This is a genomic window from Bacillus sp. NEB1478 (assembly GCF_031582965.1).
GTDB lineage: Bacteria > Bacillota > Bacilli > Bacillales > Fictibacillaceae > Fictibacillus.
Genome location: NZ_CP134049.1, coordinates 249581 through 276180, shown reverse-complemented (window position 1 = coordinate 276180; position 26600 = coordinate 249581). Strand labels below are relative to the sequence as shown.

General features: G+C 42.9%; 30 protein-coding genes. 5 read left to right on the top strand and 25 right to left on the bottom strand.

The window, feature by feature from the left end; all coding sequences use genetic code 11:
* Positions 1-58: 58 nt before the first annotated feature.
* The 11 genes from nuoN to RGB74_RS01300 all read right to left on the bottom strand — a co-directional run bounded on the left by nuoN (position 59) and on the right by RGB74_RS01300 (position 10816).
* Positions 59-1588, bottom strand: a complete 1530-nt coding sequence (gene nuoN, locus RGB74_RS01350; RefSeq protein ID WP_310761196.1) for an NADH-quinone oxidoreductase subunit NuoN — start codon at positions 1586-1588, stop codon at positions 59-61.
* A gap of 3 nt (positions 1589-1591) precedes the next feature.
* On the bottom strand, positions 1592-3112 hold the full coding sequence (locus RGB74_RS01345) for a complex I subunit 4 family protein (RefSeq protein WP_310761195.1): 1521 nt from the start codon (positions 3110-3112) through the stop codon (positions 1592-1594).
* Positions 3109-4989, bottom strand: a complete 1881-nt coding sequence (gene nuoL, locus RGB74_RS01340) for an NADH-quinone oxidoreductase subunit L (protein WP_310761194.1) — start codon at positions 4987-4989, stop codon at positions 3109-3111. The genes RGB74_RS01345 and nuoL overlap by 4 nt, the downstream gene beginning before the upstream one ends.
* 19 nt (positions 4990-5008) lie before the next feature.
* A complete protein-coding gene (gene nuoK / locus RGB74_RS01335) occupies positions 5009-5323 on the bottom strand; it encodes an NADH-quinone oxidoreductase subunit NuoK (protein WP_310258985.1) in 315 nt (104 codons plus the stop codon).
* Positions 5320-5835, bottom strand: a complete 516-nt coding sequence (locus tag RGB74_RS01330) for an NADH-quinone oxidoreductase subunit J (RefSeq protein ID WP_310761193.1) — start codon at positions 5833-5835, stop codon at positions 5320-5322. Before RGB74_RS01330 ends, nuoK begins: the two co-directional genes overlap by 4 nt.
* Positions 5832-6251, bottom strand: coding sequence for an NADH-quinone oxidoreductase subunit NuoI (nuoI, locus tag RGB74_RS01325; protein ID WP_310761192.1), 420 nt, complete (start codon positions 6249-6251; stop codon positions 5832-5834). The genes RGB74_RS01330 and nuoI overlap by 4 nt, the downstream gene beginning before the upstream one ends.
* A 275-nt stretch (positions 6252-6526) precedes the next feature.
* Positions 6527-7528 carry an NADH-quinone oxidoreductase subunit NuoH gene (nuoH, locus tag RGB74_RS01320; RefSeq protein ID WP_310761191.1) on the bottom strand — a complete coding sequence of 334 codons (1002 nt, stop codon included), beginning with the start codon at positions 7526-7528 and terminating at the stop codon, positions 6527-6529.
* Positions 7528-8628: an NADH-quinone oxidoreductase subunit D gene (locus RGB74_RS01315; RefSeq protein ID WP_310761190.1), complete on the bottom strand. Its 1101-nt coding sequence runs from the start codon at positions 8626-8628 to the stop codon at positions 7528-7530. Before RGB74_RS01315 ends, nuoH begins: the two co-directional genes overlap by 1 nt.
* Positions 8629-8631: 3 nt before the next feature.
* On the bottom strand, positions 8632-9939 hold the full coding sequence (locus RGB74_RS01310; protein ID WP_310761189.1) for an NADH-quinone oxidoreductase subunit C: 1308 nt from the start codon (positions 9937-9939) through the stop codon (positions 8632-8634).
* Complete coding sequence (locus RGB74_RS01305) at positions 9936-10451, bottom strand: NuoB/complex I 20 kDa subunit family protein (protein WP_310761188.1); 516 nt, start codon at positions 10449-10451, stop codon at positions 9936-9938. The genes RGB74_RS01310 and RGB74_RS01305 overlap by 4 nt, the downstream gene beginning before the upstream one ends.
* A complete protein-coding gene (locus tag RGB74_RS01300; protein ID WP_310761187.1) occupies positions 10442-10816 on the bottom strand; it encodes an NADH-quinone oxidoreductase subunit A in 375 nt (124 codons plus the stop codon). Before RGB74_RS01300 ends, RGB74_RS01305 begins: the two co-directional genes overlap by 10 nt.
* Positions 10817-11041: 225 nt before the next feature.
* Between RGB74_RS01300 and RGB74_RS01295 the strand changes: the two genes are divergently transcribed.
* Positions 11042-11239 carry a hypothetical protein gene (locus tag RGB74_RS01295; protein WP_310258993.1) on the top strand — a complete coding sequence of 66 codons (198 nt, stop codon included), beginning with the start codon at positions 11042-11044 and terminating at the stop codon, positions 11237-11239.
* Positions 11240-11267: 28 nt separating this feature from the next.
* Entirely contained in the window at positions 11268-11663 is a 396-nt protein-coding gene (locus RGB74_RS01290; protein WP_310761186.1) for a DUF1722 domain-containing protein, read from the top strand.
* A 513-nt stretch (positions 11664-12176) separates the two neighbouring features.
* Here the strand turns inward: RGB74_RS01290 and RGB74_RS01285 are convergent.
* The 4 genes from RGB74_RS01285 to RGB74_RS01270 form a co-directional block, all read right to left on the bottom strand.
* Positions 12177-13841 (bottom strand): glycerol-3-phosphate dehydrogenase/oxidase, encoded by a 1665-nt coding sequence (locus tag RGB74_RS01285; RefSeq protein ID WP_310761185.1) that lies wholly within the window; start codon positions 13839-13841, stop codon positions 12177-12179.
* 338 nt (positions 13842-14179) lie between these two features.
* The gene (glpK, locus tag RGB74_RS01280) at positions 14180-15676 is read right to left on the bottom strand and encodes a glycerol kinase GlpK (RefSeq protein ID WP_310761184.1); all 1497 of its coding nucleotides are present in this window, start codon (positions 15674-15676) and stop codon (positions 14180-14182) included.
* A gap of 21 nt (positions 15677-15697) precedes the next feature.
* A complete protein-coding gene (locus RGB74_RS01275; protein ID WP_310761183.1) occupies positions 15698-16525 on the bottom strand; it encodes an MIP/aquaporin family protein in 828 nt (275 codons plus the stop codon).
* 212 nt (positions 16526-16737) lie between these two features.
* Positions 16738-17283 carry a glycerol-3-phosphate responsive antiterminator gene (locus tag RGB74_RS01270; RefSeq protein WP_310761182.1) on the bottom strand — a complete coding sequence of 182 codons (546 nt, stop codon included), beginning with the start codon at positions 17281-17283 and terminating at the stop codon, positions 16738-16740.
* 610 nt (positions 17284-17893) lie between these two features.
* On the opposite strand from RGB74_RS01270, the gene RGB74_RS01265 reads away from it, so the two are divergent.
* Positions 17894-18118, top strand: coding sequence for a PASTA domain-containing protein (locus RGB74_RS01265; RefSeq protein ID WP_310761181.1), 225 nt, complete (start codon positions 17894-17896; stop codon positions 18116-18118).
* A gap of 41 nt (positions 18119-18159) precedes the next feature.
* A complete protein-coding gene (locus RGB74_RS01260) occupies positions 18160-18375 on the top strand; it encodes a hypothetical protein (protein ID WP_310761180.1) in 216 nt (71 codons plus the stop codon).
* Positions 18376-18418: 43 nt separating this feature from the next.
* Here the strand turns inward: RGB74_RS01260 and RGB74_RS01255 are convergent, their stop codons facing one another.
* The 10 genes from RGB74_RS01255 to RGB74_RS01210 all read right to left on the bottom strand — a co-directional run bounded on the left by RGB74_RS01255 (position 18419) and on the right by RGB74_RS01210 (position 25717).
* Positions 18419-18826, bottom strand: a complete 408-nt coding sequence (locus RGB74_RS01255) for a F0F1 ATP synthase subunit epsilon (RefSeq protein WP_310761179.1) — start codon at positions 18824-18826, stop codon at positions 18419-18421.
* A 22-nt stretch (positions 18827-18848) separates the two neighbouring features.
* A complete protein-coding gene (gene atpD, locus RGB74_RS01250) occupies positions 18849-20237 on the bottom strand; it encodes a F0F1 ATP synthase subunit beta (protein ID WP_310761178.1) in 1389 nt (462 codons plus the stop codon).
* A gap of 57 nt (positions 20238-20294) precedes the next feature.
* Complete coding sequence (gene atpG, locus RGB74_RS01245; protein WP_310761177.1) at positions 20295-21149, bottom strand: ATP synthase F1 subunit gamma; 855 nt, start codon at positions 21147-21149, stop codon at positions 20295-20297.
* 245 nt (positions 21150-21394) lie between these two features.
* Positions 21395-22894 (bottom strand): F0F1 ATP synthase subunit alpha, encoded by a 1500-nt coding sequence (gene atpA / locus RGB74_RS01240; protein WP_310761176.1) that lies wholly within the window; start codon positions 22892-22894, stop codon positions 21395-21397.
* Between the two features lie 19 nt (positions 22895-22913).
* On the bottom strand, positions 22914-23465 hold the full coding sequence (locus RGB74_RS01235) for a F0F1 ATP synthase subunit delta (RefSeq protein ID WP_310761175.1): 552 nt from the start codon (positions 23463-23465) through the stop codon (positions 22914-22916).
* A complete protein-coding gene (gene atpF, locus RGB74_RS01230; protein WP_310761174.1) occupies positions 23462-23986 on the bottom strand; it encodes a F0F1 ATP synthase subunit B in 525 nt (174 codons plus the stop codon). Before atpF ends, RGB74_RS01235 begins: the two co-directional genes overlap by 4 nt.
* Before the next feature lie 109 nt (positions 23987-24095).
* Positions 24096-24311: a F0F1 ATP synthase subunit C gene (atpE, locus tag RGB74_RS01225; RefSeq protein ID WP_310259005.1), complete on the bottom strand. Its 216-nt coding sequence runs from the start codon at positions 24309-24311 to the stop codon at positions 24096-24098.
* 84 nt (positions 24312-24395) lie between these two features.
* On the bottom strand, positions 24396-25106 hold the full coding sequence (gene atpB, locus RGB74_RS01220; protein ID WP_310761173.1) for a F0F1 ATP synthase subunit A: 711 nt from the start codon (positions 25104-25106) through the stop codon (positions 24396-24398).
* A gap of 6 nt (positions 25107-25112) precedes the next feature.
* Positions 25113-25499 carry an ATP synthase subunit I gene (locus RGB74_RS01215; RefSeq protein ID WP_310761172.1) on the bottom strand — a complete coding sequence of 129 codons (387 nt, stop codon included), beginning with the start codon at positions 25497-25499 and terminating at the stop codon, positions 25113-25115.
* Entirely contained in the window at positions 25496-25717 is a 222-nt protein-coding gene (locus RGB74_RS01210; RefSeq protein ID WP_310761171.1) for an AtpZ/AtpI family protein, read from the bottom strand. The genes RGB74_RS01215 and RGB74_RS01210 overlap by 4 nt, the downstream gene beginning before the upstream one ends.
* 302 nt (positions 25718-26019) lie before the next feature.
* On the opposite strand from RGB74_RS01210, the gene RGB74_RS01205 reads away from it, so the two are divergent.
* Complete coding sequence (locus RGB74_RS01205) at positions 26020-26418, top strand: DUF3889 domain-containing protein (protein WP_310761170.1); 399 nt, start codon at positions 26020-26022, stop codon at positions 26416-26418.
* Positions 26419-26600: the final 182 nt, after the last annotated feature.

Genomic DNA, 26600 nt, shown 5'->3' with positions numbered 1-26600 from the left:
CAAAAAATTCCCCTGCCATCTCTATCAGACAGGGAAATCCAAGAAAGTATAGTCTTTGTTAATGAACATGCTCTGTGATATCTTCAATTCGCATGAAAAATTCGTTAATATCGAAGTTTCCGTAAAAGAAATTCAATGCGAGATCTGGCATGATGCCGAGTATGACTGTTGAAACAGCACAAAATGCTAAAACCGCTGCCAAGCCCGGAGGAACGGAAATCTTCGCCACTTCCCCGTCACGGAAAAACATAACTGCCATGACATTAAAGTAATACACATAGGAGATCAGTGTTCCTATCATCATAACACCTGCGATCCAGTAATGAGCCGGCTGTCCGCCGAGTGCTCCCATGAAGATTCCAAACTTTCCGACAAACCCTGCAGTGATCGGAATACCGGCAAGCGATAAGAGGAAGATCGTCATCGGTACAGCGAGCCATGGCGACCGCTTGAACAGTGACCGGAACACGCTGATGTCATTGGATTTCGCTTGTGTTGTTAAAACTTGAATAATGGTAAAGGCACCGATATTCATAAACAAGTAAGCCAGCAAGTAGAACCAGATGAGCTCAAACAATAAAGACGAGTTGGATACGAACGGCACTAAAATGTATCCCGCTTGCGCAATAGATGAATAAGCAAACATTCGCTTAATGTTTCGCTGTTTTAAAGCGGTAACGTTACCTACGATCATCGTCACTGCTGCCAGTACCATTACATATGGCTGAACTTGCAGCAATAACGGATCGCCATCGATTCCAGGTGCGGCAATAAATGTGATGATAATGAACCTAAGCAAGATTACAAAGCCAGCTGTTTTTGATACAACACTCAAAAATGCGGTAACTGGAACAGGTGCTCCCTCATATACATCAGGTGCCCACATGTGAAGTGGGGCTGCTGCAATTTTGAAGGTTAACCCGGCAAATGTCATAAAAAATGCGAATACGAGCAGAACCCCATGCTTTAATATTTCTGGATCCTGCATATTTTGTGCAATCAAAAACAAATTTGTTTCTCCGGTCAGACCGAAAACATAACTCATTCCAAACAATGTGATCGCTGTTGCGATTCCGCCTGAAACAACATATTTAAAGGCTGACTCGTTGCTTCTTTTATTGCGTTTCTCAAGCCCTGCCATGATATAAGATGATAGTGAAAGCAATTCGAGACCGACAAATAGTGTGATCATGTCCGCACTCGACGCCATCATCATTGCTCCTAATAATGCAGTCAGAAGCAAATAGTAAAACTCACCTCGATTTTCCTCGATATCATCTTTTTTATAGCTCGATGCCAGAACTAAAACGAGAGCCGTACCAAGGAGCATCAAGATCTTAAAGGCAATGGAAAACGAATCAAGCCGATACGTATCGAACAAAATTGACGTTACTTTGTGATCAAGTTGCATTAAAACAGAAACGAGCGCCGCGATAACACCCGCACCTGCAAGCCACGCGATCGGCTTTCGGCTCGCCTCTTTTTTCATAAAAAGATCGATTACCGATAACAATGTTGCTGTACCTAAAATAATAAATTCTGGAGCCATTGCCCCCCAGTCGAATGATAAAAGCGTATCTAAATCCATCGATTAGCCCCCTAACCCTAGCAGAATAGCATCCAATGCTGGACGGAGCATGTCGCTTAGCCAAGCCGGATAGATTCCGATAAAAAGGATAGCCGCGAGTAAAACAAAGGCCGAAATCCGCTCTGCAGAAGATAAATCAGCAAACTTGGATTGCTGCTCTTTTTCTGTTCCGAACGTGATTGCCAAAACCGCCCTCAACACATATACAGCTGTCAAAATGAGACCTAGCGTTCCGACAGCAGCCAAGATCGGCATCTTATCAAACAATCCTAAAAAGGCCATGAATTCACTGATAAAGCCGCTCATTCCAGGCAAACCTAATGAGGCGAGACCTCCTGCTAAAAGAACACCTGCCAGGATCGGCATGTTTTTCGCCATACCGCCAAACGCGTTTATCTCAGACGTTCCAGCCCGCTCATATAAAGCACCAACTAAGAAAAACAGAAGCGCAGAAATGAGACCGTGTGAGACCACTTGAAAAACCGCTCCGGTTACACCAGCATCATTTAATGCCGCAAGTCCGATCAGCACGATTCCCATGTGCGAGACAGAAGAATATGCGAGAACTCGTTTGATGTCTGTTTGTGTAATCGCTAAAAAAGCGCCGTAAAGCAAGTTGATGACGCCAAACAGCCCGATGACAAAGGCTAACGAATGAAACTCTTTCGGAAACATCCCTGCCCCAAACCTGATCAATCCGTATGCCCCGATTTTTAAAAGGATTCCAGAGTGGATCATTACGATTGCAGGCGGTGCTTGAACGTGCACACGCACCATCCAGCTATGTAACGGAGCAACGGGCAGCTTAACTGCAAATGCGACCAACAACGCGATCAGAATTCCCATTTTGAACGACTTTGTTATAAACATTTGATCCAGCTGAGCTTGAGGCAATGCTAACGTTTCTGCCAGCTTATCAAAATTCATCGTACCCGTCTTCATAAACAGAACCACGAAAACGATCAATAAAATCGCAGATCCTATTCCGTTATAAATTAAAAAGCTGTATGCTGCTTTTTCTTTTTCTAAATAGCCCCAGCGGCCGATCAGGAAAAACATCGGAATCAGCGTGAGTTCAAAGAAAATGAAGAATAAAAATAAGTTTTGAGACGCAAATACCCCAAGCATCCCGACTTCTAAAATGAAAAACAAAATGAAATAGCTTTTCCAGTTTTGCTTGATTGAAAATGAAGCGATAGCCGCGAGCAAACTTACGACCGCTGTCAAAAGAATGAGCACCATTGAAAGCCCATTAATCCCGACTTCATACAAAATCGGATAGCTCACTTCCCCTTTTGACTGAAACACTTCATACGAAATCCAGCGGTACGTCTCTGTCAGCTGAAGGTCAGCACCTTTTATGTCGAATGCCGATAAAGTTACCAATGCCGTACCAAGTACAAACAGTGTCCCTAATACGCCGATCGTTTTGATCGATTTCTCATCGCTTGAAGGTACGAATAAAAGAACGAGTACACCTAATAAAGGGGAGAAAATCAAAATTGTTAACAGCCATGTATTCATGAGAAGTACCCCCCTGTCAATGCCACGATCAGCAATAAAAGGACGATGCCAAAGATTGCAAAAGTTCCATAAGATTGAACTTGACCATCCTGAATGCGTGAGCCAATTTTGCTCAAAGACCGAACGCCAGCAGTTACGGCCGAAACAAGACCTTCAACAACAAAACGGTCGAAAAGAACACCGAGTTTGCTGAGTCCTCGCGTTCCCTTTACAACGGTTTGATCATAGCTTTCATCCACGTACCATTTGTTATATACAACGTCTGAAAGACTCGGCAGTACTCGCGTAAACCAATCTCTGGAGATCGTTTTCTTTTGATAGATCAAATAAGCGAGCAAAATACCTAAAAGAGCCACGCCCGTTGCCACAAATGGGATCCAGACAGGTGCATGATGTTCAGCGTGTGAAAGGTCGACTGGACCCCTCGCCAAGTAATCTGTCAAAAAGGTTCCGAACCATGTTGTATTCAAGTAGCCTGTTAAAATGGCAAGTATGCCGAGCACGATCATCGGAAACGTCATGACACTTGGTGATTCGTGAACATTTTCCATGTTCGAATTTTCTGTTGAACGCGGTTTCCCAATAAAAACAAGGAAGAACAAGCGGAACATATAGAAAGCCGTCATGAATGCTGCGATAACCGCCAGCCAAAACAGTCCATACTTGCCATCTGCATATGTGCTCGCTAATATTTCATCCTTACTGAAAAATCCTGATAAAAGCGGTACTCCTGAAATCGCGAGTGCCCCGATCAAAAAGAGAGGTCCTGTCAATTTCAGTCTTTTCCAAAGCCCGCCCATTTCCTCAATGTTTTGTGTATGTACAGCATGTATAACACTGCCTGCCGCTAAGAACAGCAGCGCTTTAAAGAAAGCATGTGTCGTTAAGTGGAAAACGCCTGCTACATAGCCTGATGCACCAAGTGAAAGCATCATATAGCCTAACTGACTCACAGTGGAATAAGCCAGAACGCGTTTAATGTTTTTTTGCATGAGACCGATTGAAGCTGCAAATATCGCTGTAACCCCGCCCACAACCGCTACAACGGTCAGCGCTGTTGCTGAAGCTTGAAATAATGGGTACATCGTTGCGACTAAGTACACTCCTGCTGCTACCATCGTCGCCGCATGTATGAGTGCGGAAACAGGGGTTGGACCTTCCATTGCGTCAGGCAGCCATGTATGAAGCGGCAGCTGACCGGATTTCCCAATCGCTCCTACAAAAATACAGATCGCTGTTAATGTCAGCATGTTTTGTGCGATTTCTCCATTTTTTACAGAAGCGAATATTTCGTCGTATTCGAAACTGCCAACCTGCCAATATAGCAAAACCATCCCGATAAATAGACCGACGTCACCGATCCTCGTCATGATAAAGGCCTTTTTAGCAGCAGCCTTCGCTTCTGGCTTGAAATAGTAGAACCCGATTAATAGAAATGATCCTAATCCAACAAGCTCCCAAAAGATATATAGCTGCAATAGATTAGGAGAAAGGACTAACCCTAGCATTGCAAATGAAAACAATCCTAAATAAGCGAAAAATACAGGGAAACGCTCGTCTCCGTGCATGTACCCTTTTGAATAGACGTGAACGAGGAAACTGACAAGTGAAACGATGACGAGCATGAGCGCGTTAAGAGGATTCACTTCATATCCCATCGTTATCATTTTTTCTCCTAATTGAAACCAAGTTCCTTCTGCTTTTATCCCGTCGCCCTGCCAAACCGATAAAAAGATTCCGATCGACATAACGAGAGAAAGTCCGGTTAATAGAATGCCGATCCACGCGGTGCTTTCTTTCGCAGATCTTCTAAAAAGCAATAATAGAATGAAGGATAAAAGCGGGAACAACGGTATAAGCCAACTCATCTGCAACATTTTATCGCCATCTCCTCTCCTACCGCTTCATCGTATCCATTTCGTCCACATTTACCGTCTGTCTATTGCGGTAGAGCGCAATTAAGATCGCCAGCCCGACAGCTGCTTCAGCGGCCGCGACCGTTATGGTAAACAAAGCGAAAATTTGTCCCTTTAATCCCGGGAACAAAGAATATTTTGCAAAAGCTACTAGATTAATATTAACGGCATTCAGCATCAATTCGATCGAAATCAAAACGATAACCGCGTTTCGTTTCGTGAGTGCACCGAACAAACCGATACAGAATAAAATCAAGGCAAGCATCAAGTAAGCTGTCAAAGGAACACTGCTCATTTTTTTGCCTCCTTTTCATCGTCGCTGTCCCGTTTTGCGAGAATAATAGCCCCGATCAGAGCCACTAAAAGCAATACGGAAGTCAGTTCAAACGGAATCACATAATGGGAATAGAGCTCCACTCCGATTTTCTTCGTATTATCCACGTGCAGCTCCACATTTTGCTGTCCAAAATCAAGATCTTTAATCTTCCCGTACATGATCAGGAAGAAAAGTCCGATTGTCAGTGCAGTCAGCCACACTTTTAAACGCGGCACTTTCTTTTCTTGTTCCTGATGCTTTGTGAGCATGATCCCAAACAGCATTAGGATGGTTATCGCGCCGGAATAGATCAGAACCTGCACGACCCCAACAAATTCAGCGGACAATGTAATATAAATTCCTGCGATCGCAAGAAACGTAAAAATTAGCGCAACAACCATGTGTACAACATTCGTCAAATTAATGAGAAGAACACCGCCGGCAATGGCTGCAAGCGCGAGCAGGAAAAATGCAATCATTTCACCGGTCATGCTTTGTTCTCCTTTCGAATGTTTTCATCGTTCTCGTCAAGCCACTCCAAATTTTTGAACAGCTCATCACGGCTGTATTCAGCGAGTTCGAACTGGTTGGTCATGACGATTGCTTCTGTCGGACAAACCTCTGTACATAAGTCGCACAAAATACAAATCTCGAAATTAATATCGTACGTATCGATGATTTTTCCCTTTTTAGCCGGGTCCGGATGCGGCTTGCCCGTTAACTGAATGCAGTCTGTCGGACAGATCTGTGCGCATTGGTTACAGACGATGCATTTTTCCGGATAAAACTTTTGAATGCCGCGAAAACGGTCTGGCATGTTGATCGGTACATCCGGATAGCTTGTTGTGACGTTTTGTTTCGTCAGGTTTTTAACGGTATAACCTAATCCTTTTACAAGACCTTTCATTCTCTGATCACGCTCCTTCTGCTTTGGTCTTCCTTTGCAGCTATGAGAGAAGTTGATCTCCGTTCCAGGCTGCTCGCTTTCCGTGGGGCGGGCGGTGAGCCCACTCATTCCGCAGGACAAGGAAAGCTTCGACAGCCATACATCGCACGAAGAAAATGCGATGTTCATTTTCGAGGAGTCTCGCCCTTCCGCTCCTATTAACTTGTCGATGAAGTTTTGAAACCAAACTCTTTTAGTGAAAAGCCTTTTTGAAAAACAAATTTTAAAAGAGTAATCTATAAAAACAGTTCTTTTACAGCCGCACTGACAAAAATATTTAACAGGGCAAGCGGCAGAAGCACTTTCCAAGCGAAGCCCATCAGTTGATCGGCTCGCAGACGAGGCATTGTTCCGCGGATCCAGATCATAAAAAACACGACGATGCTGAACTTTAACCCGAACCAGATCATACCTGGTATAAAACCTAAAAACGGAATCGGGTTCCAGCCGCCTAAAAACAAGACAGTCGTCAGTGACGCCATCGCGAACAGATACACGTACTCTGTCAGCATGAAGAATGCCCAGCGGAAGCCGGAGTATTCAACATGGTATCCCGCTACAAGCTCTGATTCTGCTTCAGGCAAGTCAAACGGAGTACGGTTCAATTCAGCGATCGACGATATTAAAAAGACAATAAAGCCGATCGGTGTTAAAAAGATATAGGCGATATTTTGCTGTCCTTCCACAATATCGTTTAAGTTCAGACTGCCCGCAAATAAAATGACACCGATCACCGAGATGACAAGCGGAATTTCGTATGAGATCATCTGTGCCGCTGAACGCATGCCGCCTAATAATGAATACTTATTGTTAGAAGCCCAACCGCCCATTAAAATACCGATTGTTGATATCCCCGAGATCGCAACATAATACAGCAGACCAACACCAAGATCGGCAAACTGCATGTTCTTTGAAAAAGGAATCGTTGCAAGCACCATGAACGCAGGCGCAAAAGCGAGTACCGGTGCCAAAATAAAGAGCGGACGGTCCGCAAGCTTCGGAATGGTATCTTCTTTTATTAATAATTTAAATACGTCCGCAACCGTCTGAAGCAGTGCGTATTTTCCTCCAACACGGTTTGGTCCGGTACGCATCTGCATGAACCCGAGCACTTTCCGCTCTGCTAAGATAGCATACGTCACAAATCCTAATACCGTCATTAACAGTGCGGCACCAAGCGCGAAAAAGATGGCTACGTGCGTCCAGCCAGGCTGTGCGTGTAAAAGGTCTTCCATCATCAGCCATCAACCTCCCCGAGCACAATGTCAATTCCGCCTAAAATCGTAATCAAGTTGGATATGTTTTCACCGACTAAAAGCTTTGGAAGGATCTGCAGGTTATAAAACGACGGCCTGCGGAACTTTAAGCGGTAAGGCTCTTTCTTTCCTTCAGAAGCGATGTAACAGCCAATTTCTCCACGAGGGGATTCGATTCTGACGAACGCCTCTCCTTTTGGAGGCTTGATGATACGCGGCACTTTCGCCATGACTGGTCCTTCTTCAGGAAACTGTTCTACCGCTTGTTCTAAAATTTTCAGTGACTCTTCAATCTCCTGCATACGGCACTGATAACGCGCCCATGCATCTCCTGTATGAAAGACAGGAACATCAAAATCAAAACGGTTATAAATCGAATAAGGCTCATCTTTTCGAAGATCCCATTGTGTTCCGGTACATCTTAAGTTAGCGCCGCTAAGCGAATAATTCAGCGCCTCTTCCTTCGAATAATAGCCGATTCCTTTTACACGGTTGAGGAAGATCTCATTTCCTGTAACGAGGTCATGATAACCCGCAAGTTCTTCCCTCATATATGGAATAAAATCGCGTACCTTCTCGATCCATCCTTCTGGGGCATCCCATTTCACGCCGCCGACACGCATGTAATTGAATGTCAGGCGTGCACCGCAAATTTCGTTCAGCATATTAATGATGGCTTCACGTTCACGAAACGCGTATAAAAACGGGCTCATTGCACCAATGTCGAGCAAATATGTACCAAACCAAACAAGGTGACTCGCGATTCGTCCAAGTTCCATAACGATGACACGCAAAAATTCTGCACGTTCCGGAATTTCAAGACTCATCATCGTTTCAACAGCATGACAGATCACGTAGTTATTCGTCATCGCAGCTAAATAATCCATCCGGTCTGTGTACGGAATAATCTGCGTGTATTGCAGGTTTTCAGCTATTTTCTCTGTTCCGCGGTGCAAATAACCGATTACAGGTGTCGCTTCAATGATCGTTTCTCCGTCAATTTTGAGTACGATCCGGAAAACACCGTGTGTACTAGGGTGCTGTGGACCTACATTGAGGAGCATTTCTTCTGTCCGGATCATACTTTACACCTCCACGTCGTGCGGTTCATAATCTTTTCGGAGCGGATAGCCCACCCAATCATCTGGCATCATAATGCGCGTCAAATTCGGATGACCTTCAAAGATGATTCCTAATAGATCAAACGTTTCGCGCTCTGGCCAGTTTGCACCCTCCCATAACGGGGTAATGGAATGGGTAGTGGCGCTGTTTCTGTCAATTTTCACTTTTAAAGCGACAGACTGCCGAATTTCATAAGAATAAAGGTGGTTGTACACTTCGAAATGTGTTTCAAAATCGGTGCCGTGCATTTCAGAAAGATAGTCAAAACGCAACTTTTCATTGTTTTTTAAAAGATCTGCTATTTTATAATAGCTCTCTGGTTTCGCGACTAGTGTCGGCACATCTTTTGATAGCTTATTGATATAAGCATCCTCTAAAACATCTGGTCCGAGCTGCTCTTTGATGACTTTTACGTAGGTGTCTAGGATTGGCTGATTAGGTGATGGTTTTTCTGGTTCTGCAGGCTCTTCTGCGGCTGTTTTTGCGTTTGCAGCGGCACGCGCTTTTGCGGCTGCGGCAGCTTTCGCTTTCGCTGCTGCAATGGCTTTCGCTTTTTCATCGTCACCTGCTCCGCCTGCATCTGTAGTTTCTGCTCCGCCTGCTTCTCTCAGCGCTTTTGCTTTAGCAGCAGCGGCGGCCTTTGCTTTTGCGGCTGCAGCAGCTTTCGCCTTAGCGGCAGCTTTTGCTTTTTCGTCGTCTCCTGCACCTGCTTCTTGCACAGGTTCTACTCCGCCTGCATCTCTGAGCATTTTTGCTTTGGCAGCTGCGGCGGCCTTTGCTTTTGCGGCTGCAGCGGCTTTCGCCTTAGCTGCGGCAAGTGCCTTTTGTTTCGCCAGATCATCTGTTTCTTCTGATGGAGCTTCTGCCTGTGAAATTGATTCGGCTTCTTTTTCCGCTTTACGCTGTTTTGCGAGTTCGAGCGCTTTTGCTTTTGCTTCTGCGGCTGCTTTTTTCTTCAGCTCTTCTTTTGTGAGCTCAGGTTCTGATGCTGTCGCTTGTACCTCAGCTTCTTTTTCGGCCTTACGCTGTTTGGCGAGTTCGAGTGCTTTTGCCTTTGCTTCTGCGGCTGCTTTTTTCTTCAGCTCTTCTTTTGTTAGCTCTGGTTCTGGTGCGGAGGCTGTCGCTTGTGCCTCAGCCTCTTTTTCGGCCTTACGCTGTTTCGCGAGCTCGAGCGCCTTTGCTTTTGCTTCTGCGGCTGCTTTCTTTTTTTGCTCTTCTATTGATAAACCGTCATTTGCGATCGGGTTTTGATCATCACGCTCATTTGTCATTCACTCATCACCTTCTTGCCGGTCTTTGCTTCATAACGAATTTTTTCTTGAAGTTTATTGATTCCGTAAATGAGTGCGGCTGGGTTCGGCGGACATCCTGGAATATAAACATCTACAGGAACGATCTGGTCGACCCCTTTTACAACCGCGTAAGATTTTATGTAAGGACCACCTGCTGTCGCGCATGATCCCATTGCGATCACCCATTTTGGTTCTGGCATCTGCTCATACAAACGCTTAAGAACAGGAGCCATTTTTTTCGTTACTGTACCCGAAACGATCATCACATCGGATTGCCTTGGAGATGTCCGGAATATACTGCCGAAACGGTCCAGATCATAATGTGAGGATCCAGTACCCATCATCTCAATCGCACAGCAAGCAAGACCGAACGTCAGCGGCCATAATGAATTACTGCGTGCCCACGCTTTCACTTGTTCGAGTGTGACCATAAATACGTTGCGATCCAGTTCAGCTCGTTCTGCTGCTGTCAGTTCCCATTTTATGTCCATTTAAGCACCTTCTTTTTCCATGCGTATACGAGTCCTAGCGTTAATAGAACAACAAAGATTGCCATTTCCATGAGTGCAAATATTCCAAGCTTGTCATAGGCAACAGCCCATGGATATAGAAATACTGTTTCAACATCGAAGATCACGAACATCAGTGCAAACAAATAATAGCGGACATTAAACTGAACCCAGCTTTGGTGAAAAGGTTCAATCCCGCTTTCGTAAGTGGTGTATTTTTCTTTCGTCGGCTTATAAGGACGCAATAAACGACCTGCTGTCAAAGCAACAACCGGCAGAAGAATCCCTAACAAAAGAAATACGGCCACGATGAGGTAATTGTTTTGATATAGATGATAAAGTTCCATTCTGGCTACCCCCATAAAAACTCAGAATTTTTCAAATTGTGAAACCGCTTTAATTATAACAAATTCCAAATTTTGTGTCGATGAAACCTATTTTAAATCTATTCACTATAAAAAGGTTGTTACCTTATTTTTCTACAGAAAAGTTCACAATCCTGTAAATTCTAAATGGGTTTATTTACAAAAACAGCAGTATGATTAAAGGAAAAAAAGTAAGGGGAGATCTTTATGAATTTATGGTGGATTGCTTATTTTTTAATTGTTGTCATTTCAATAGGCGGTTTAGTGGGAACAATCTTGATTTCCCGCACGCAGGATGAGAAATACAGCAGCTCTACGAAAGAAAATCTCGTACGGCTGACGTCTATTTATGCAGTTTTAATCGTGATTTCATTGATCGCACTTGCTCTTTATGTTTATATGTAAGACAACTGCCTTTAAGGAGTGATTTCTTGTGAAAAAAGAAACCGAATTGCGATGGGCCAGTGAGAAATACGCCATTATGGCAAAGGGTTATGCTTTTTATAAGGACATTCAAAGCAAAATGCGGGACGCTTTGTGTGATGAGGATTATAAAAAAATTCAGCATCTCATCGTAAAATATAGAAATGAGCCATATAACGTAAAAGCGACGGTAAATACACTTGAGCACATCTGGGGCTATTTTAAAAAATCTGCGGCTGAAGAGGACAAAAAACACTTTTTTTCTTTATTGGATCAAATGAAAGACTTAGAAGCTGAATCAATAGATGAAATTCCGTATGAAATGATGCTTTTCCTTCAATATTTGTTAGAAAAATATCCATCTGACTACTTAAACAAATCTACTTTGTCTAGCTACAACGTCTAGCCCCTCGAGGTCAAAAGTTATATGGTCCTGAAGGCAAAAAGCGCCTTCTTAGCCCATCCCCTTTTGCTTGTCGGGGCTGTACCAGCCATTTCCGCATTTCGGATTATTAAAACAAAAGGATGTTCCCCGAATTTGAGCGGGAACATCCTTTTGTTTTTCCCTTCAAGGGCAACATATCCACGGTAATCTTCAATATATCCACAGTCAAACGATTTTTACCCACGTTATTTTCCATAATTCCACGTAAAAATCGAGTTAACCACGAACAGACAAAATCCGACACGTCGTGCAACAAAGTGGAATAGTAGATCTCCGTTTCAGGATGCTCGCTTTCCGCGGGGCGTGCGGTGAGCCACAATGTGCTTTGCACCTACAGGGTCTCACCTGTCACGCTGCTCCCGCAGGAGTCTCACACCTTTCACTTCAATCTACCTGTCAATGAAGAGAAATAACAAAATAATCCCAAAGAAAAAACCTGTATCTCTACAGGTTTTCCCCTTCTCCTTCTTACGCTTACGCTTTCATCGCTTCTATAGACAGTATCAATTGTTCTTCAAATGCTTCTAAATGTTCGCGTTTTTGGTCTTCATTCCAGTTCAATTTGTCTGTCATACAGTTGATGACGCCTTCTTTCCATTTGTAAACGGTGTCGATATCGAAATATAGTGCAGAGATTCGGCGAATTAAAAAGTCTGAAGGCGTAGATGCCATTTCGTAATCCAATGCGTATAAAAGTGAAGCATATAAACTCTTCGGGATGTTATAAGCTTTCGCTTCACCTCCGCGCTCTTTTAAATATCCGTACACGATATCAGTGTTTGTTCCATAGCGCCGAACAAGCTCGCTTGCCTTCGCTTCCTCCAATCCTAAACCTAAGCCTTCTTGCACTTTTGATAGGAAAAAGTCAGCAAAGTTTGCGCTGCCGCCAATTTTACCACCGGACAATTCCATATGCTCTGTTCGGCAGTCGGGGAATTTAGCATTTTCTTCTTCACGAAGCTGATCGCGAACGATATCTACTACTTTTTCAGCCATTTTACGGTATCCTGTAAGCTTGCCTCCTGCAATCGTCAGCAATCCTGACGGCGAATGGAACACTTCATCTTTTCTGGAAATCTCAGATGGTCCCTTTTTCGGTTCATGGATAAGCGGGCGCAAACCTGACCATGATGATTCCACATCGTCACGTGTGATTTTTACGTCAGGGAACATAAAGTGGATCGCATCCAGTACATAATTTAAGTCTTCCTCTGTCATACCAGGGTTTGCAAGGTCTCCCTTATAATCCGTATCCGTTGTTCCTACGTAAGTTTTGCCTGCTCTTGGGATCGCAAACGCCATACGGCCATCTTCTGTATCAAAATAAACCGCTTGTTTTAGAGGGAATCTTGAACCATCAATTACAAGGTGGATACCTTTTGTATGATGAATTTCTTTGCCTGTTTTCGAACGATCCTCTTCACGAAGCAAGTCAACCCATGGTCCTGTCGCATTGACGATTTTCTTCGCATATATCTCATGGTTTTCACCTGTTAATTGATCTTGAACTTTGGCCCCGATTACTTTTTTACCGTCGTAAATAAAGCCCGTTACTTTCGTATAGTTAACAGCTGATGCACCCTGGTGAACGGCTTCTTTCATAATTTCAAGCGTTAATCGGGCATCATCTGTTTTGTACTCTACATAATAGCCGCCGCCTAAAAGACCGCGCTTTTTAAGCAATGGCTCATGCTTTAATGTTTCTGAAGCTGATAGCATTTTCCGGCGTTCTTTTCGTTTTACGCCTGCTAAAAAATCATATACTTTTAAACCGATCGAGGTGGAAAACTTTCCGAAGGTACCATTTTTATAGATGGGTAGAAGCATCCATTCTGGTGTTGTTACGTGTGGCGCATTTTCATAGACAACAGCACGCTCTTTCCCCACTTCTGCTACGAGCTTGATTTCGAACTGCTTTAAGTAGCGCAATCCGCCATGTACAAGTTTCGTTGAACGACTAGAAGTACCTGCTGCAAAATCCTGCATCTCCACAAGTCCTGTCTTCATCCCGCGCGTTTGTGCATCTAACAAAATACCAGCACCTGTAACACCGCCCCCGATTACAAGCAGATCAAGCTTTTCCTGCTTCAAATTCTGTATCGTTTCCTGTCTTTTAAAAGTCGAAAATGCTGATGCCATTTTCTCTTCACTCCTTATCTGTTTAAACCGATCAGTATCATTAGCTACTTATAGTTTTCCCGTAATTGCTTAGGGCAAACAAAACAAAAGAGACCACAAGAACCCCGCATTATTGTACGAGGTTTTGTGGTCTCTCCTAATCTCCAACCGGTCCGTTATTAACTTGTATTTAGTATAACGCACTTACCGTTTATTTCAAGGTTTCTGCCTACTTTTGCACGATCAGTAATCATAACTTGTTTGCAGTGGGAGATGATCGACGCAAAAACGAGTTAAAGTAGATCGTATAAGTGCAGCTAAGACTGGCGGAAAAAGGCTGGGTGCCAGCCAAGTTTTCTTTATTTTTTATATGAAATCGTTGCTTCTACAGCATTTTTCCAGCCGCTATAAAGCTCGTTGCGTTCCTCTTCTTCCATGTTTACGTCGAAATCTTTGTCCACTTTCCACTTTTCTGCAATTTCGTTTCGATCTTCCCAGAAACCTACAGCTAGACCTGCCAAGTAAGCTGCTCCAAGTGCTGTCGTTTCGTTGATTTCAGGACGTTCAACCGGAACGTTTAAAATATCGGCTTGGAACTGCATAAGAAAATCATTTTTAACAGCCCCGCCATCTACTCGCAGTTTTTTAAGTTCGATGCCAGAATCAGCTTCCATCGCTTTTAGTACATCTTTCGTCTGGTAAGCTAATGACTCCAGTGTCGCACGAATGAAATGTTCTTTCTCTGTTCCCCGTGTTAAACCGAAGATTGCACCGCGTGCTTCTGAATCCCAGTATGGTGTTCCTAATCCAACGAACGCCGGTACAACGTATACCCCATCAGTTGATGAAACGCGTTCAGCATACTGTTCACTGTCTGCTGCGTTTTTCAGCATTCGTAATCCGTCACGAAGCCATTGAATCGCAGAACCTGCTACAAAAATACTTCCTTCGAGTGCATATTCTACTTTCCCGTCGATCCCCCATGCGATCGTTGTTAGCAGTCCATGTTTAGAAGGAACCGCTTTTTCACCTGTATTCATGAGCATGAAACAACCTGTTCCGTACGTATTCTTCGCCATTCCCTTTTCATAGCAAGCCTGCCCGAATAATGCTGCTTGCTGGTCTCCTGCGATTCCTGAAATCGGGACGTTTGTGTTGAAAAAATGGTAGTCAATCGTTTCTCCGTATACTTCTGAAGACGATTTTACTTCTGGCAGCATGGATTTTGGTACACCTAGAATATCTAGAAGCTCCTCATCCCATTTCAGGTCGTAAATATTGTACATTAACGTTCGGGATGCATTGGAATAGTCTGTTACGTGCGCCTTACCGCCCGTCAGTTTCCAGATGAGCCACGTATCGATCGTACCAAATAGCAAATCACCGTTTTCCGCTTTTTCTCTTGCTCCATCTACGTTATCCAGAATCCATTTCACTTTTGTCCCTGAAAAATAAGCATCGATCAGCAAACCTGTTTTTTCACGGAATTTGTCGTTGTGCCCTTGCTCTTTCAATTCATCACAGATCCCGGCAGTTTGACGTGATTGCCATACGATCGCATTGTAGACTGGTTTTCCTGTGTTTTTATCCCAAACTACTGTTGTTTCGCGCTGGTTGGTTATTCCGATTGATGCAATTTCTTTCGGATCAGTATCTGTTTTTGAAAGGACTTCTGCCACCACAGCCAAAATTGTCCCCCAGATTTCTTGCGGATTGTGTTCGACCCAGCCTGGCTTAGGAAAATGCTGTGTAAATTCTTTTTGGGAGATTTCAACTACTTCCCCTGCTTTGTTAAATAGTATAGCTCTTGAACTGGTCGTTCCTTGATCGAGTGCAATGATATATTTTTTCTCCATACTAAAACCTCCTCGTGTATTTTAGTTTTCGATTCTATCTCCATGTGGAAGTGCATGCGTTCCTTTTTTCCCTAACATGAAAGTCATTCCTAAAATTCCTAATGAAATAGCTGTCCATATCCAAAAAAGCGAAGTTACTTTTCCTGTGAATACAGCTTGATAAAATAACGCTCCAAAAACTCCGCCAAGCACTGGGCCGACAACTGGAATCCAAGAATACGTCCAGTTTGAACCGCCTTTTCCTGGAATCGGCAAGATAAAATGAGCAATTCTTGGTCCAAGGTCACGTGCAGGATTAATAGCATACCCTGTCGGCCCGCCAAGTGATAGACCGATTGCGACAACTAAGAATCCGACGATCAATGGGTTTAGCCCTTCTGTGAATTTATTCGCTCCGATTGATAAGATTCCTACTAATAAAACGGCTGTCCCTATAAATTCCGATAACAAGTTCGAAAACGTGTGCGGAATCGCTGGGTCTGTTGAAAATACACCAAGCTTAACCGCCGGATCTTCCGTTGCCTTCCAATGCGGCAGGAAATGAAAATAAACAACCATTCCGCCGAGCATACCGCCAATAACTTGTCCGATTATATATTTTGGAACATCACTCCAGGCAAAATCGCCGATAGCAGCCAGTCCTAATGTAACTGCCGGGTTAAGATGTGCACCGCTAAATTTACCTACTGCATACACGGCCATTGCAACTGCAAGCCCCCATGCGAGAGCGACAACGATCCATCCTCCGCCATGAGCTTTAGATTTACTCAATGAAACGTTTGCAACAACACCGCCGCCAAATATGATTAAAATCATTGTACCGATTAATTCACCCATAAATGCAGACATCTCTTCTCCTCCTTATATCCAGACGAAATATATTTTCGTAGTATAGTTTATTTGTAAACGCGATCAAAAAAAACAGAAAGAGACCCAGCAAAAGACACCTATAGTTTAGCTATAAGTTACCTCTTGTGGATCTCCATGTTCTCCGTCACGTTTATGAACTTGTCTCCATTATACCAAGGATGTAAACGTTGTCAAATTATTTTAGAAGAACATTAAATCCAAAGCTGAGGATTTGATGTGGTTACTGCTTCAGCTCCAGCATTAAGCGCTTCAGAAACATTTTCCTTTGTACGAATGAGTCCTCCAGCAATAATCGGAATTTCCGCCTTTTGCCTCACCTCTTTGATTATTTCCGGCATAATGCCTGGCAAAACCTCTAAATAATCTGGCTGAGCACGTTCTATTACTTTGTAACTCGTTTCCAGTGCCAATGAATCGAGTAAAAATAAACGTTGAATAGCAATCATGTTCTTCCTTTTTGCCCGGATTATACAGTTCGACCGGGTTGAGATGATTCCTGCGGGTTTCATTTCCTGTGCTATAAAATCTACTGCGTATTCATTTGCTTTTAGGCCGTTAACCAGATCAAGATGAATTAAAACCTTCTTATTTCTTTCGTTTGCCATACTGATCATAAATTTTAACTGACTAATGTGCGTGTCTAGACAAACGATATATGTATATTTGCTTTTAAGCAGTTTTTCAAAATCTTTCATCTTTCTTGCAGCTGGCAGTATCGATTGTCCATGAAAGCTCATCTTGCTCACTCCTTATCTTCCCTTAACATTGTCTTTTCGATTGGCTATTTTCGCAACCATTGTTGCTCTTGAAAGTGATTGATCTCAGTTAAAGGATGCTCGCTTTCCGCGGGGCGTACGGTATTCGTGGAAGCATGTGTGCTCCTGCGTCTTCAAGCAAATCATTTTTATAGCCTCTTTTTTTATAATTTGATATTAACACATACCAGGAAGAACATTTAATCGAGTATAGCTTATAAAGATATAGCTAATTATCTTGATTTCCCCTACTTTGAAATGAACGTTGTTTTACCTTCCAAGTAGTATCCTCTACTCGGAGAGAATGCAGACGGGGTTGTTACTTTTTGCAAAACCTTAAATAAAAGATGAAGCTGACTCAAAAGTATTTTTGAGCAGCCCTTTTCTATTATCTCTATCATTTTTGAGGTTTACTGTCTTCATTCATGTAATTATCAGGTTTTACGATTCAGCCTTCAAAATGAAACTATTTGAATTTTACATGTTTTTTACTGATATTTGAGCCCTTTTTTTATAAACGTGACAATGATACAAACATCCTTAATAGGACAAGCATTTAATAGAGTATACCTTCTAAATGAGGTGATTTACATTGAATTTTTCTAATAATGTCACTGTTTTATTAGCATTCACAAAGATGTATTCAACAGAATATAAAATTTCGGCACTAAGTGTTATTGGATTCTTAGATAATGAACTTACAGTTGGTATGCCACTCGATGACGCCCTGAAGTATTTAAAAGAAAGTGGCTTTAAAATTAAATGGAGACAAAAGATTGATAAAAACAACGGCAGAATATTATTAATCCGTAGATAGAAAGCAGTTTTCTATCCCTTTTTTTAAAGGAGGTGATTATTATGCCGAAGAGTTATAAAGAGGAACAATATTCTAATAATGGTTCAGCTGCAGCAGCTGCAGCGGCAGCAGCGGCGGCTGGAGATTCTTCAGCGGCGGCGGCAGCAGCGGCTGCGGCTGGAGGTTCTTCAGCGGCAGCATCAGCGGCAGCGGCGGCGGCTGGAGATAATATAAGAGCAGGTTATAAAAAACTTTCTGGTCCTCCACCCCTGGTATAACATAAAAAAAACCTTTCAGTTCTAAGAACTGAAAGGTTTTTAATTAACGCTTTTCTGCTACATCGATACGGTTTACCGCACGTTGTAGTGCAAGCTCTGCACGGACTGAGTCTAGCTCACCTTGTTTGTTGCTTGCAAGACGCTGTTCGGCACGTTCTTTTGCTGCACGTGCACGATCTACCTCGATATCGCCAGCAACTTCAGCAGCTTCTGCTAAAATTGTAACTTTTTCAGGTCGCACTTCAATAAATCCACCGCTAACGGCCACGTATTGTGTTTTCCCGTCAACCTCGTGCACACGCACGGCGCTGATCGTTAAAGGAGCTACAAGAGGGATATGACCTGGAAGAATTCCAAGTTCCCCACTTTTTGCTTTCGCGCTGACCATTTTCGCATTTCCTTCAAACACAGGACCATCAGGGGTTACTACACTGACTTGAATGGTTTTCATTCGGGTATACCCCTTTCAGGCATTAGGCCAAAGTTTTTGCTTTTTCAAGAGCATCCTCAATTGAGCCTACGAGATGGAATGCTGATTCCGGAAGATCATCGTATTTTCCTTCAAGGATTTCTTTGAATCCACGAACTGTATCTTTAACAGGAACGTAAGAACCTTTTTGTCCTGTAAATTGTTCTGCAACGTGGAAGTTTTGAGATAAGAAGAACTGGATACGGCGCGCACGGTGTACAACTAGCTTGTCATCTTCAGAAAGCTCGTCCATACCAAGGATCGCGATAATATCTTGAAGTTCTTTATAACGCTGTAAAGTCGCCTGTACTTTACGAGCTACTTCGTAATGCTCTTCTCCAACGATTTCAGGAGATAGTGCACGTGAAGTTGAAGCCAATGGATCTACCGCCGGATAGATACCCATAGCTGTTAATTTACGCTCAAGGTTAGTCGTTGCATCCAAGTGAGCAAACGCTGTAGCTGGAGCCGGATCCGTATAGTCATCGGCAGGTACATAGATCGCTTGGATAGAAGTTACTGAACCTTTTTTCGTAGATGTGATACGCTCTTGAAGCTGACCCATCTCTGTTGCAAGTGTAGGCTGGTAACCTACCGCTGATGGCATACGGCCAAGAAGGGCAGATACTTCAGAACCTGCTTGCGTGAAACGGAAGATGTTATCTACGAAGAAAAGAACGTCTTGTCCTTCTTCATCACGGAAGAATTCAGCCATTGTCAAACCGGAAAGAGCGATACGTGCACGTGCTCCAGGAGGCTCGTTCATTTGTCCGAATACCATTGCCGTTTTTGCGATAACACCAGAGTCGCTCATCTCGTGGTAAAGGTCATTTCCTTCACGAGTACGTTCACCAACACCAGCGAATACAGAGATACCGCCGTGTTCTTGAGCTATGTTGTTGATTAATTCTTGGATAAGAACTGTTTTACCTACACCCGCACCACCGAAAAGACCGATTTTACCACCTTTTACGTATGGAGCGATTAGGTCAACTACCTTGATTCCTGTTTCAAGAATCTCAGTTTTTGTTGTTAGTTCTTCAAAAGAAGGTGCTGAACGGTGAATCGGGTCGCGGCGAACATCTGCCGGTACAGCTTCACCAAGGTCAATGTGATCTCCTGTTACGTTGAATACACGACCAAGAGTCGGTTGTCCTACAGGTACAGAAATCGGTTTACCGCTGTCTGCGATTTCCATTCCACGAACAAGACCATCCGTTGAATCCATTGCAATTGTACGAACCATGTTATCACCAAGGTGAAGTGCTACTTCTAGTGTCAAATCAACACCCTCAGCGCTAACAGTTAAAGCGTTAAGCAATTCTGGAAGCTGGCCTTCAAACTTTACGTCAACGACCGGTCCAAGAATTTGAGTAATATAGCCTTTATTCATCGGTTTCCCTCCTATCTTACTTTGCACATGATGCACTTTTAAACTTTATTAAAAAGTCTATTCAAGTGCTGCTACACCGCCGACGATTTCCGTAATTTCCTGAGTGATGGCTGCTTGACGCTCACGGTTGTACGAAAGGTTCAATTGGCCGATCAGTTCATTAGCGTTATCCGTTGCATTTCTCATCGCTGTCATACGAGAAGCATGCTCGGCTGCTTTAGCATCCAGTAAAGCACCATAGATCAAGCTTTCTGCATATTGAGGAAGAAGCACTTCGAGGATCTCATCCTCTGATGGTTCATACTCATAAGAAGAACTTGATTTTTTTCCTGAAGCGATATCTGTTAACGGTAAAAGTTTCTTTTCCGTCAGATCGCTCTGAATGGCACTTACATAATGGTTGTAATACATGTAAAGCTCATCAAACGTACCGTCCGCATAAAGACCGACTGCCTTCGATGCGATTGCCTTAATTTCAGCAAAAGATGGCTGATCTGCCACACCTGTGATGCTGTCCAATATAGACATCTTACGGCTTTTGAAAAAGTTTACACCGACTTTACCTACAACGATCAATGCATACTCGTCAGGTGACTTGTGACGCTCTTGAATCGTGCGGTAAACGTGACGCAAAATATTTGAGTTATAAGCCCCTGCCAATCCACGGTCAGCTGTAATGACGAAGTAACCCGTCTTCTTAACCGGTCGTGTTAAAAGCATGGAATGTTTAGCGTTGCTCCCAGATGCAATGCTTCCAACCACTTCCTGGATTTTATCCACGTAAGGGCCGAAAGAACGTGCATTTTGCTCAGCACGGTTTAGCTTTGCGGCTGAAACCATCTCCATTGCTTTTGTGATCTGCATGGTCTTTTTGGTTGAGTCTATTCTTGCTTTTATATCTTTTAATGCCATTCATTTTCACCACCCTTGTAAAGGAAGTTCAAAGAATGCGGAAAACATTGCTGTCGAATTTCTTCGTTGGTTTTGTTTCTCCGGTTCTCATTTAGCTAACTAAAATCCGATCCTCGAAACTTCACCGCCTCGAACTTCTCCGCCCTGTTTGTCCTCTCTTTGAACACCCTCTTAATTTCCAAGCTGGTTGTACGTTCTAAGCAGTAATTTGCAAGAAACATACCTGTTGTTTATTTATAAAAAACTTACGCGAATGTCTTTTTGAACGCTTGAATTGCTGTGTCTAGGCTGTCGTCTTCTGGAAGTTTACCTTTTGTCTTGATTGCATCAAGAACGTCTTTAGAGTTTGCTTCCATGTGTGCGTAAAGTGCTTCTTCAAAGCGGCTTACATCTTCTACAGCTACATCATCAATGTAACCGCGAGTCAATGCGAATAGAATTGCAACTTGGTGTTCAACTTTTAGCGGCTTGTGAAGTCCTTGTTTAAGTACTTCTACTGTACGTGCACCACGGTTAAGTTTTGCTTGAGTTGCTTTATCAAGGTCAGAACCGAATTGAGCAAATGCTTCAAGCTCACGGTATGAAGCAAGATCCAGACGAAGTGTACCAGATACTTTACTCATCGCTTTAATTTGTGCTGCTCCCCCTACACGAGATACGGAGATACCTGCGTTGATCGCCGGACGAACACCGGAGAAGAACAAGTCAGATTGTAAGAAAATCTGTCCGTCTGTGATAGAGATAACGTTTGTCGGGATATAAGCAGATACGTCAGATGCTTGCGTTTCAATGAACGGAAGCGCAGTGATCGATCCGCCGCCTAAGTCGTCATTCAACTTCGCTGCACGCTCTAGTAGACGTGAGTGAAGGTAGAATACGTCCCCTGGATAAGCTTCACGGCCTGGAGGACGACGAAGCAGCAAGGAAAGTTCACGGTATGCAGCAGCTTGCTTAGAAAGATCATCATAAATGATCAAAACGTGCTTGCCGTTCCACATGAACTCTTCAGCCATAGATACTCCAGCATATGGAGCAAGGAACAACATTGGTGCAGGTTGAGAAGCAGATGCTGATACAACGATTGTGTAATCAAGCGCTCCGTGTGAACGAAGTGTTTCTACAACGCCAGCAACTGTTGATTCTTTTTGTCCGATCGCTACATAGATACAGATCATATCTTGATCTTTTTGGTTAAGGATCGTATCGATCGCTACAGCTGTTTTACCTGTTTGACGGTCACCGATGATAAGCTCACGTTGTCCGCGTCCGATTGGCACAAGAGCGTCAATCGCTTTAATACCAGTTTGCAAAGGCTCATGAACGGATTTACGCGCCATTACGCCTGGTGCTTTTTGCTCGATTGGGCGAGTCTTAGTAGTAGCAATTGGACCTTTGCCGTCGATAGGCTGTCCAAGAGGATTAACTACACGGCCAAGAAGCTCTTCACCTACAGGAACTTCCATGATGCGTCCTGTACGTTTTACTTCGTCACCTTCACGAATTTCTTGGTAAGGCCCAAGAATGATGATACCTACGTTGTTTTCTTCAAGGTTTTGGGCCATACCCATTACACCGTTAGAGAATTCAACTAGCTCACCAGCCATTACGTTATCTAATCCATGGGCACGGGCAATACCGTCACCGACCTGGATAACTGTACCCACATCATTAACTTCGATCTCAGACTGATAGTTCTCAATCTGTTTTTTTATTAAAGCACTGATTTCTTCAGCTTTAATGCTCATGAATTTCACCCCTATCCTTCTAGCTTCCGTGCGAAGCTAATTGACGTTCCATTCGATTCAACTTTCCGCTGATACTTCCGTCAAAAATACGGTTACCAATACGGATCTTAACGCCTCCAACAAGTGAAGGGTCAACAATATTATTAATGCGCAATGCTTTTTTACCGACTTTAGCAGCAAATGTTTGCTCCATTCTTGATAGCTCTTCGTCTGTTAAAGGACGAACAGAGTATACTTGTGCGTCAGCAATGCCTTGTGCCTCGTTTGCTAATTCAATGAACTGTGCCGCCATTTCTGTGATAAACAGATAACGGTTGCGATCTACCATTAAGAAGATCGTGTTCATTACAGGTGTCGAAAGTTCAGCCCCAATGCTCTCTTTGATCAATTCTTTCTTTTGACCCTTCGTAACTTTAGGGTGAGATAAAACTTTCTGAAGGTCTGTGTTGCTCTCTAAAACATGTTTCACAACGCGAAGTTCTGCTACTGTTTCTTCGAGTTTCGCAACTCCAGCGACATCAAAAAGTGCTAATGCATAACGTTTTGCTACGATTACTTTATCTTTGCTCATCGAGACTCGCCTACCTCTTGAAGGTATTCGTTAATGAGCTTCTCTTGACTGTTCTCGTCAAGTTCTTTTGCAATCACTTTAGAAGCGATCTTAACGGATAAAGCAGCAACTTCTGTGCGAAGTGTAGCAACCGCTTTTTCTTTTTCAGAAGCAATCTCAGCCAATGCACTTTCCTTCACACGCTCAGATTCTTCACGTGATGCTTTAATAATTGCTTCACCTTGAACTTCGCCTTGTTTTTTCGCATTATCGATAATTGCTTTTGCTTCTTCGCGTGCCTTTTTCAACTCTTCAACTTGCTCTTCAAGATAGCGTTTTGCTTCTTTACGAGAGTTTTCAGCCGCATCAATCTCACTGCTGATATGTGATTGGCGCTCCTTCATGATCCCCATCAACGGGCCCCAAGCGAATTTGCGCAACAATACTAATAGGATTAAAAATGCAGCCAACTGGTAAACGATATCACCTGTGTTCAAGCCTGCGTGTTCACCTGCAGCAGCACCTAGAATTAAGAATTGCACAGCATTTCCTCCTTTCAGTCGTCATACATAAGGAATGGCGAAGGGTAGTCCCATACACGGAAACTTGCTTCGCCATTATAGAAATCATAATAAACAATGCTTATTATGATTATTTAGATCCAAGTGCGATAAACGCAATAACTACACCGATGATTGGAAGTGCTTCAACTAACGCAACCCCGATGAACATTGTTGTTTGAAGAGTACCACGCAGTTCTGGTTGACGAGCGATCCCCTCAACTGTACGACCTACGATTAAACCGTTACCGATACCAGCACCAAGTGCCGCTAGACCTACCGCGATTGCAGCTGCAATAAGATTCATGATAAAATTTCTCCCTTCTGATTCCCCAAAAAATTTTTATGAAAATTCGTTTCTATGTATATAGAAACTTGATATTTCCCAAGATTAATGATCGTGGCTCACTTTGTGCGCCAGATAAACCATTGTCAGCATCGTAAAGATAAATGCCTGGATTGCTCCTACGAAAACGGAGAAACCTTGCCAAACGATCAATGGGAAAATCCCAAGAACGCCCGCAAAAATACCGATTTTCGTTAAGCCGACTAGAAGCCCTAAAAGCATCTCGCCTGCAAAGATGTTTCCGTAAAGACGAAGACCCAGCGTTAATGTGTTCGCAAACTCTTCAATGATCTTTAGCGGGAATAAGAACTTCATTGGTTTGAAGTACTCTGCTCCATATTCTTTGAATCCCTTCATCTTCACACCGTAATAGTGTGAAAGCACCACTACCATAACTGCTAGAGTTAATGTAATAGTCGGGTCTGCAGTAGGTGATTTCCACCATAAGTTTCCATCCACTGCCACTGCAAAAGGTAATCCCAGCATGTTGGCGACAAAAATATACATAATAAGTGTAAGTCCTAAAGCAAGAAAACGTCCGCCTGTTTGCCAGTCCATTGTGCTGTTGATGATTCCTTTTACGAAATCGACTACCCATTCAAGGAAGTTTTGCATTCCACCTGGTCGCATTGACAGAGTTCGAGTAGCCAGTACCGCAATAAGGAAAACAATAACGGATGAAACTGTGATCATCAGTACGTTAGACATGTTAAATGTCAAACCGATAAATTCTTTTGTAACTGCACCATGTTCCATCTATGTTCACCTCTTTTCCTTTGGAGTACGTATAGCAATAGTTAGTGAATCTATTAACATGATAATGTAGATTGAGACCAATCCAATTACCACACTTAATAAATGAAAATGTTCTGGGTATTTCATCGCGATGAGCACCGCTAACCCAGCGAGCATGAGTCTGGAAAGTGAACCGAGCGTCTTCACTTTTCTTTTTTGGATAACCGCTTGTCCAAGTCGTTCGATCTTCGCATACATACTCCATAAGTTATAGAGGCTGAACACAGTACCGAGAGCTAGTCCTAAAAATATCGACTTATAGGGCGTTAACGCATAACCGAGGAAAAAAATTGAGAGTACATACAAAGTGTACTTTATGTATCTAAAGAAAACTGATTTGTACTCATTCATCATTGCCCGTCCCCTGAAAACTTCGATATTAAGCGGATCATTCCGAAAACACCTGTTCCAAGACCTAGAAACAACCCGATGATAAGGAAAAGTGGAGTCGTACCAATGGCTTCATCCAGCCATTTTCCTCCAAAAAGTCCAATTAAAATACAACCAACAAGCTGAGAAAGAATGCCAGTCATTAAAGCCATTGCTTTATAGGGGCGTTTCCCGTTGCTCATAAGGCGGACTCCTTCCAATTCGGAAATAGGTAATATTTTCATCAAGAAAATTTATGAAAAACCCTTGAAATGACAAGAATGTAAACCTTACCATATTCCCTTTGTAAGAATACAATAGTGACATTTCTATGTCAACGACTTACGGGACGGTTTATTAAATAAATTGTGGAAATTTTGTGGCTTGTTTTATTTGTTTATTATTCACTTTGTTTACTATCTTCTTCCATCTTTTGCTTCTATCTGAATAAATAAACCTATTTGATAAATACTTACATTAAATATATGGAAGGAGCTTAGTTATAATGAAGCAGAAAGCAACAATTTTTATGATTATTTTTGCTCTTTTTTTATCCGTGGGCTGTATGAAAAAAGAAGATAAAAAGACTTCAATGCCGAAAAGAGAAAATATGGGTACGTACGATGCCCAAAACAGAAATACACCACTGAACGTTGATACGAATTTAAGCAGAAAAGATTATGCCAAGTGGGGCAAGCTTGCGCTGGAGGAAACAAAAAAAGAGTATCCGAACAGCCGGATCAGCGACTATCAATACGATGTACGCCGAATAGCACCTGATGGAACCATCACCGATTGGTTTGATTTTACGGTTTATCAAAAGAATAGGAAGCATCTCGTAAAAGTCGGAGTTATGCATTCAGAGGACAAGCTTATCGATTATAAGTTTGAAGAAAGAACATAATTGATATGAAAAAAGCTCTAGTTCCGAGTTTGGAATTAGGGCTTTTTTGATGGAAGTAAGATTCATTAGTGATGTTGAGCGAAAAAATGGCTTATTCAAAGCGAAATTTCAGCTCCCGTTATCATAATTCCAGACTTTGTGATGATAATTCCAGATTTTTAGCCGATAATTTCAGATTTAAC

What these genes read in the sequence shown, in the direction of transcription:
- RGB74_RS01205 (WP_310761170.1), top strand. Translation starts at nt 26,020, where the DNA reads ATGAAGCAGAAAGCAACAATTTTTATGATTATTTTTGCTCTTTTTTTA.
- nuoI (WP_310761192.1), bottom strand. Translation starts at nt 6,251, where the DNA reads ATGAAAGGTCTTGTAAAAGGATTAGGTTATACCGTTAAAAACCTGACG.
- atpA (WP_310761176.1), bottom strand. Translation starts at nt 22,894, where the DNA reads ATGAGCATTAAAGCTGAAGAAATCAGTGCTTTAATAAAAAAACAGATT.
- RGB74_RS01300 (WP_310761187.1), bottom strand. Translation starts at nt 10,816, where the DNA reads ATGGAACTTTATCATCTATATCAAAACAATTACCTCATCGTGGCCGTA.
- glpK (WP_310761184.1), bottom strand. Translation starts at nt 15,676, where the DNA reads ATGGAGAAAAAATATATCATTGCACTCGATCAAGGAACGACCAGTTCA.
- RGB74_RS01215 (WP_310761172.1), bottom strand. Translation starts at nt 25,499, where the DNA reads ATGATGAATGAGTACAAATCAGTTTTCTTTAGATACATAAAGTACACT.
- nuoN (WP_310761196.1), bottom strand. Translation starts at nt 1,588, where the DNA reads ATGGATTTAGATACGCTTTTATCATTCGACTGGGGGGCAATGGCTCCA.
- RGB74_RS01285 (WP_310761185.1), bottom strand. Translation starts at nt 13,841, where the DNA reads ATGGCATCAGCATTTTCGACTTTTAAAAGACAGGAAACGATACAGAAT.
- RGB74_RS01330 (WP_310761193.1), bottom strand. Translation starts at nt 5,835, where the DNA reads ATGACCGGTGAAATGATTGCATTTTTCCTGCTCGCGCTTGCAGCCATT.
- RGB74_RS01295 (WP_310258993.1), top strand. Translation starts at nt 11,042, where the DNA reads ATGAATTTATGGTGGATTGCTTATTTTTTAATTGTTGTCATTTCAATA.
- RGB74_RS01315 (WP_310761190.1), bottom strand. Translation starts at nt 8,628, where the DNA reads ATGATCCGGACAGAAGAAATGCTCCTCAATGTAGGTCCACAGCACCCT.
- atpE (WP_310259005.1), bottom strand. Translation starts at nt 24,311, where the DNA reads ATGAATCTTATTGCAGCTGCAATCGCGGTAGGTCTAGCGGCACTTGGT.
- nuoH (WP_310761191.1), bottom strand. Translation starts at nt 7,528, where the DNA reads ATGATGGAAGACCTTTTACACGCACAGCCTGGCTGGACGCACGTAGCC.
- RGB74_RS01210 (WP_310761171.1), bottom strand. Translation starts at nt 25,717, where the DNA reads ATGAGCAACGGGAAACGCCCCTATAAAGCAATGGCTTTAATGACTGGC.
- RGB74_RS01305 (WP_310761188.1), bottom strand. Translation starts at nt 10,451, where the DNA reads ATGGACATAAAATGGGAACTGACAGCAGCAGAACGAGCTGAACTGGAT.
- atpD (WP_310761178.1), bottom strand. Translation starts at nt 20,237, where the DNA reads ATGAATAAAGGCTATATTACTCAAATTCTTGGACCGGTCGTTGACGTA.
- atpB (WP_310761173.1), bottom strand. Translation starts at nt 25,106, where the DNA reads ATGGAACATGGTGCAGTTACAAAAGAATTTATCGGTTTGACATTTAAC.
- RGB74_RS01310 (WP_310761189.1), bottom strand. Translation starts at nt 9,939, where the DNA reads ATGACAAATGAGCGTGATGATCAAAACCCGATCGCAAATGACGGTTTA.
- RGB74_RS01260 (WP_310761180.1), top strand. Translation starts at nt 18,160, where the DNA reads ATGCCGAAGAGTTATAAAGAGGAACAATATTCTAATAATGGTTCAGCT.
- atpG (WP_310761177.1), bottom strand. Translation starts at nt 21,149, where the DNA reads ATGGCATTAAAAGATATAAAAGCAAGAATAGACTCAACCAAAAAGACC.
- RGB74_RS01270 (WP_310761182.1), bottom strand. Translation starts at nt 17,283, where the DNA reads ATGAGCTTTCATGGACAATCGATACTGCCAGCTGCAAGAAAGATGAAA.
- RGB74_RS01275 (WP_310761183.1), bottom strand. Translation starts at nt 16,525, where the DNA reads ATGTCTGCATTTATGGGTGAATTAATCGGTACAATGATTTTAATCATA.
- RGB74_RS01345 (WP_310761195.1), bottom strand. Translation starts at nt 3,112, where the DNA reads ATGAATACATGGCTGTTAACAATTTTGATTTTCTCCCCTTTATTAGGT.
- nuoK (WP_310258985.1), bottom strand. Translation starts at nt 5,323, where the DNA reads ATGAGCAGTGTTCCTTTGACAGCTTACTTGATGCTTGCCTTGATTTTA.
- nuoL (WP_310761194.1), bottom strand. Translation starts at nt 4,989, where the DNA reads ATGTTGCAGATGAGTTGGCTTATACCGTTGTTCCCGCTTTTATCCTTC.
- RGB74_RS01255 (WP_310761179.1), bottom strand. Translation starts at nt 18,826, where the DNA reads ATGAAAACCATTCAAGTCAGTGTAGTAACCCCTGATGGTCCTGTGTTT.
- RGB74_RS01235 (WP_310761175.1), bottom strand. Translation starts at nt 23,465, where the DNA reads ATGAGCAAAGATAAAGTAATCGTAGCAAAACGTTATGCATTAGCACTT.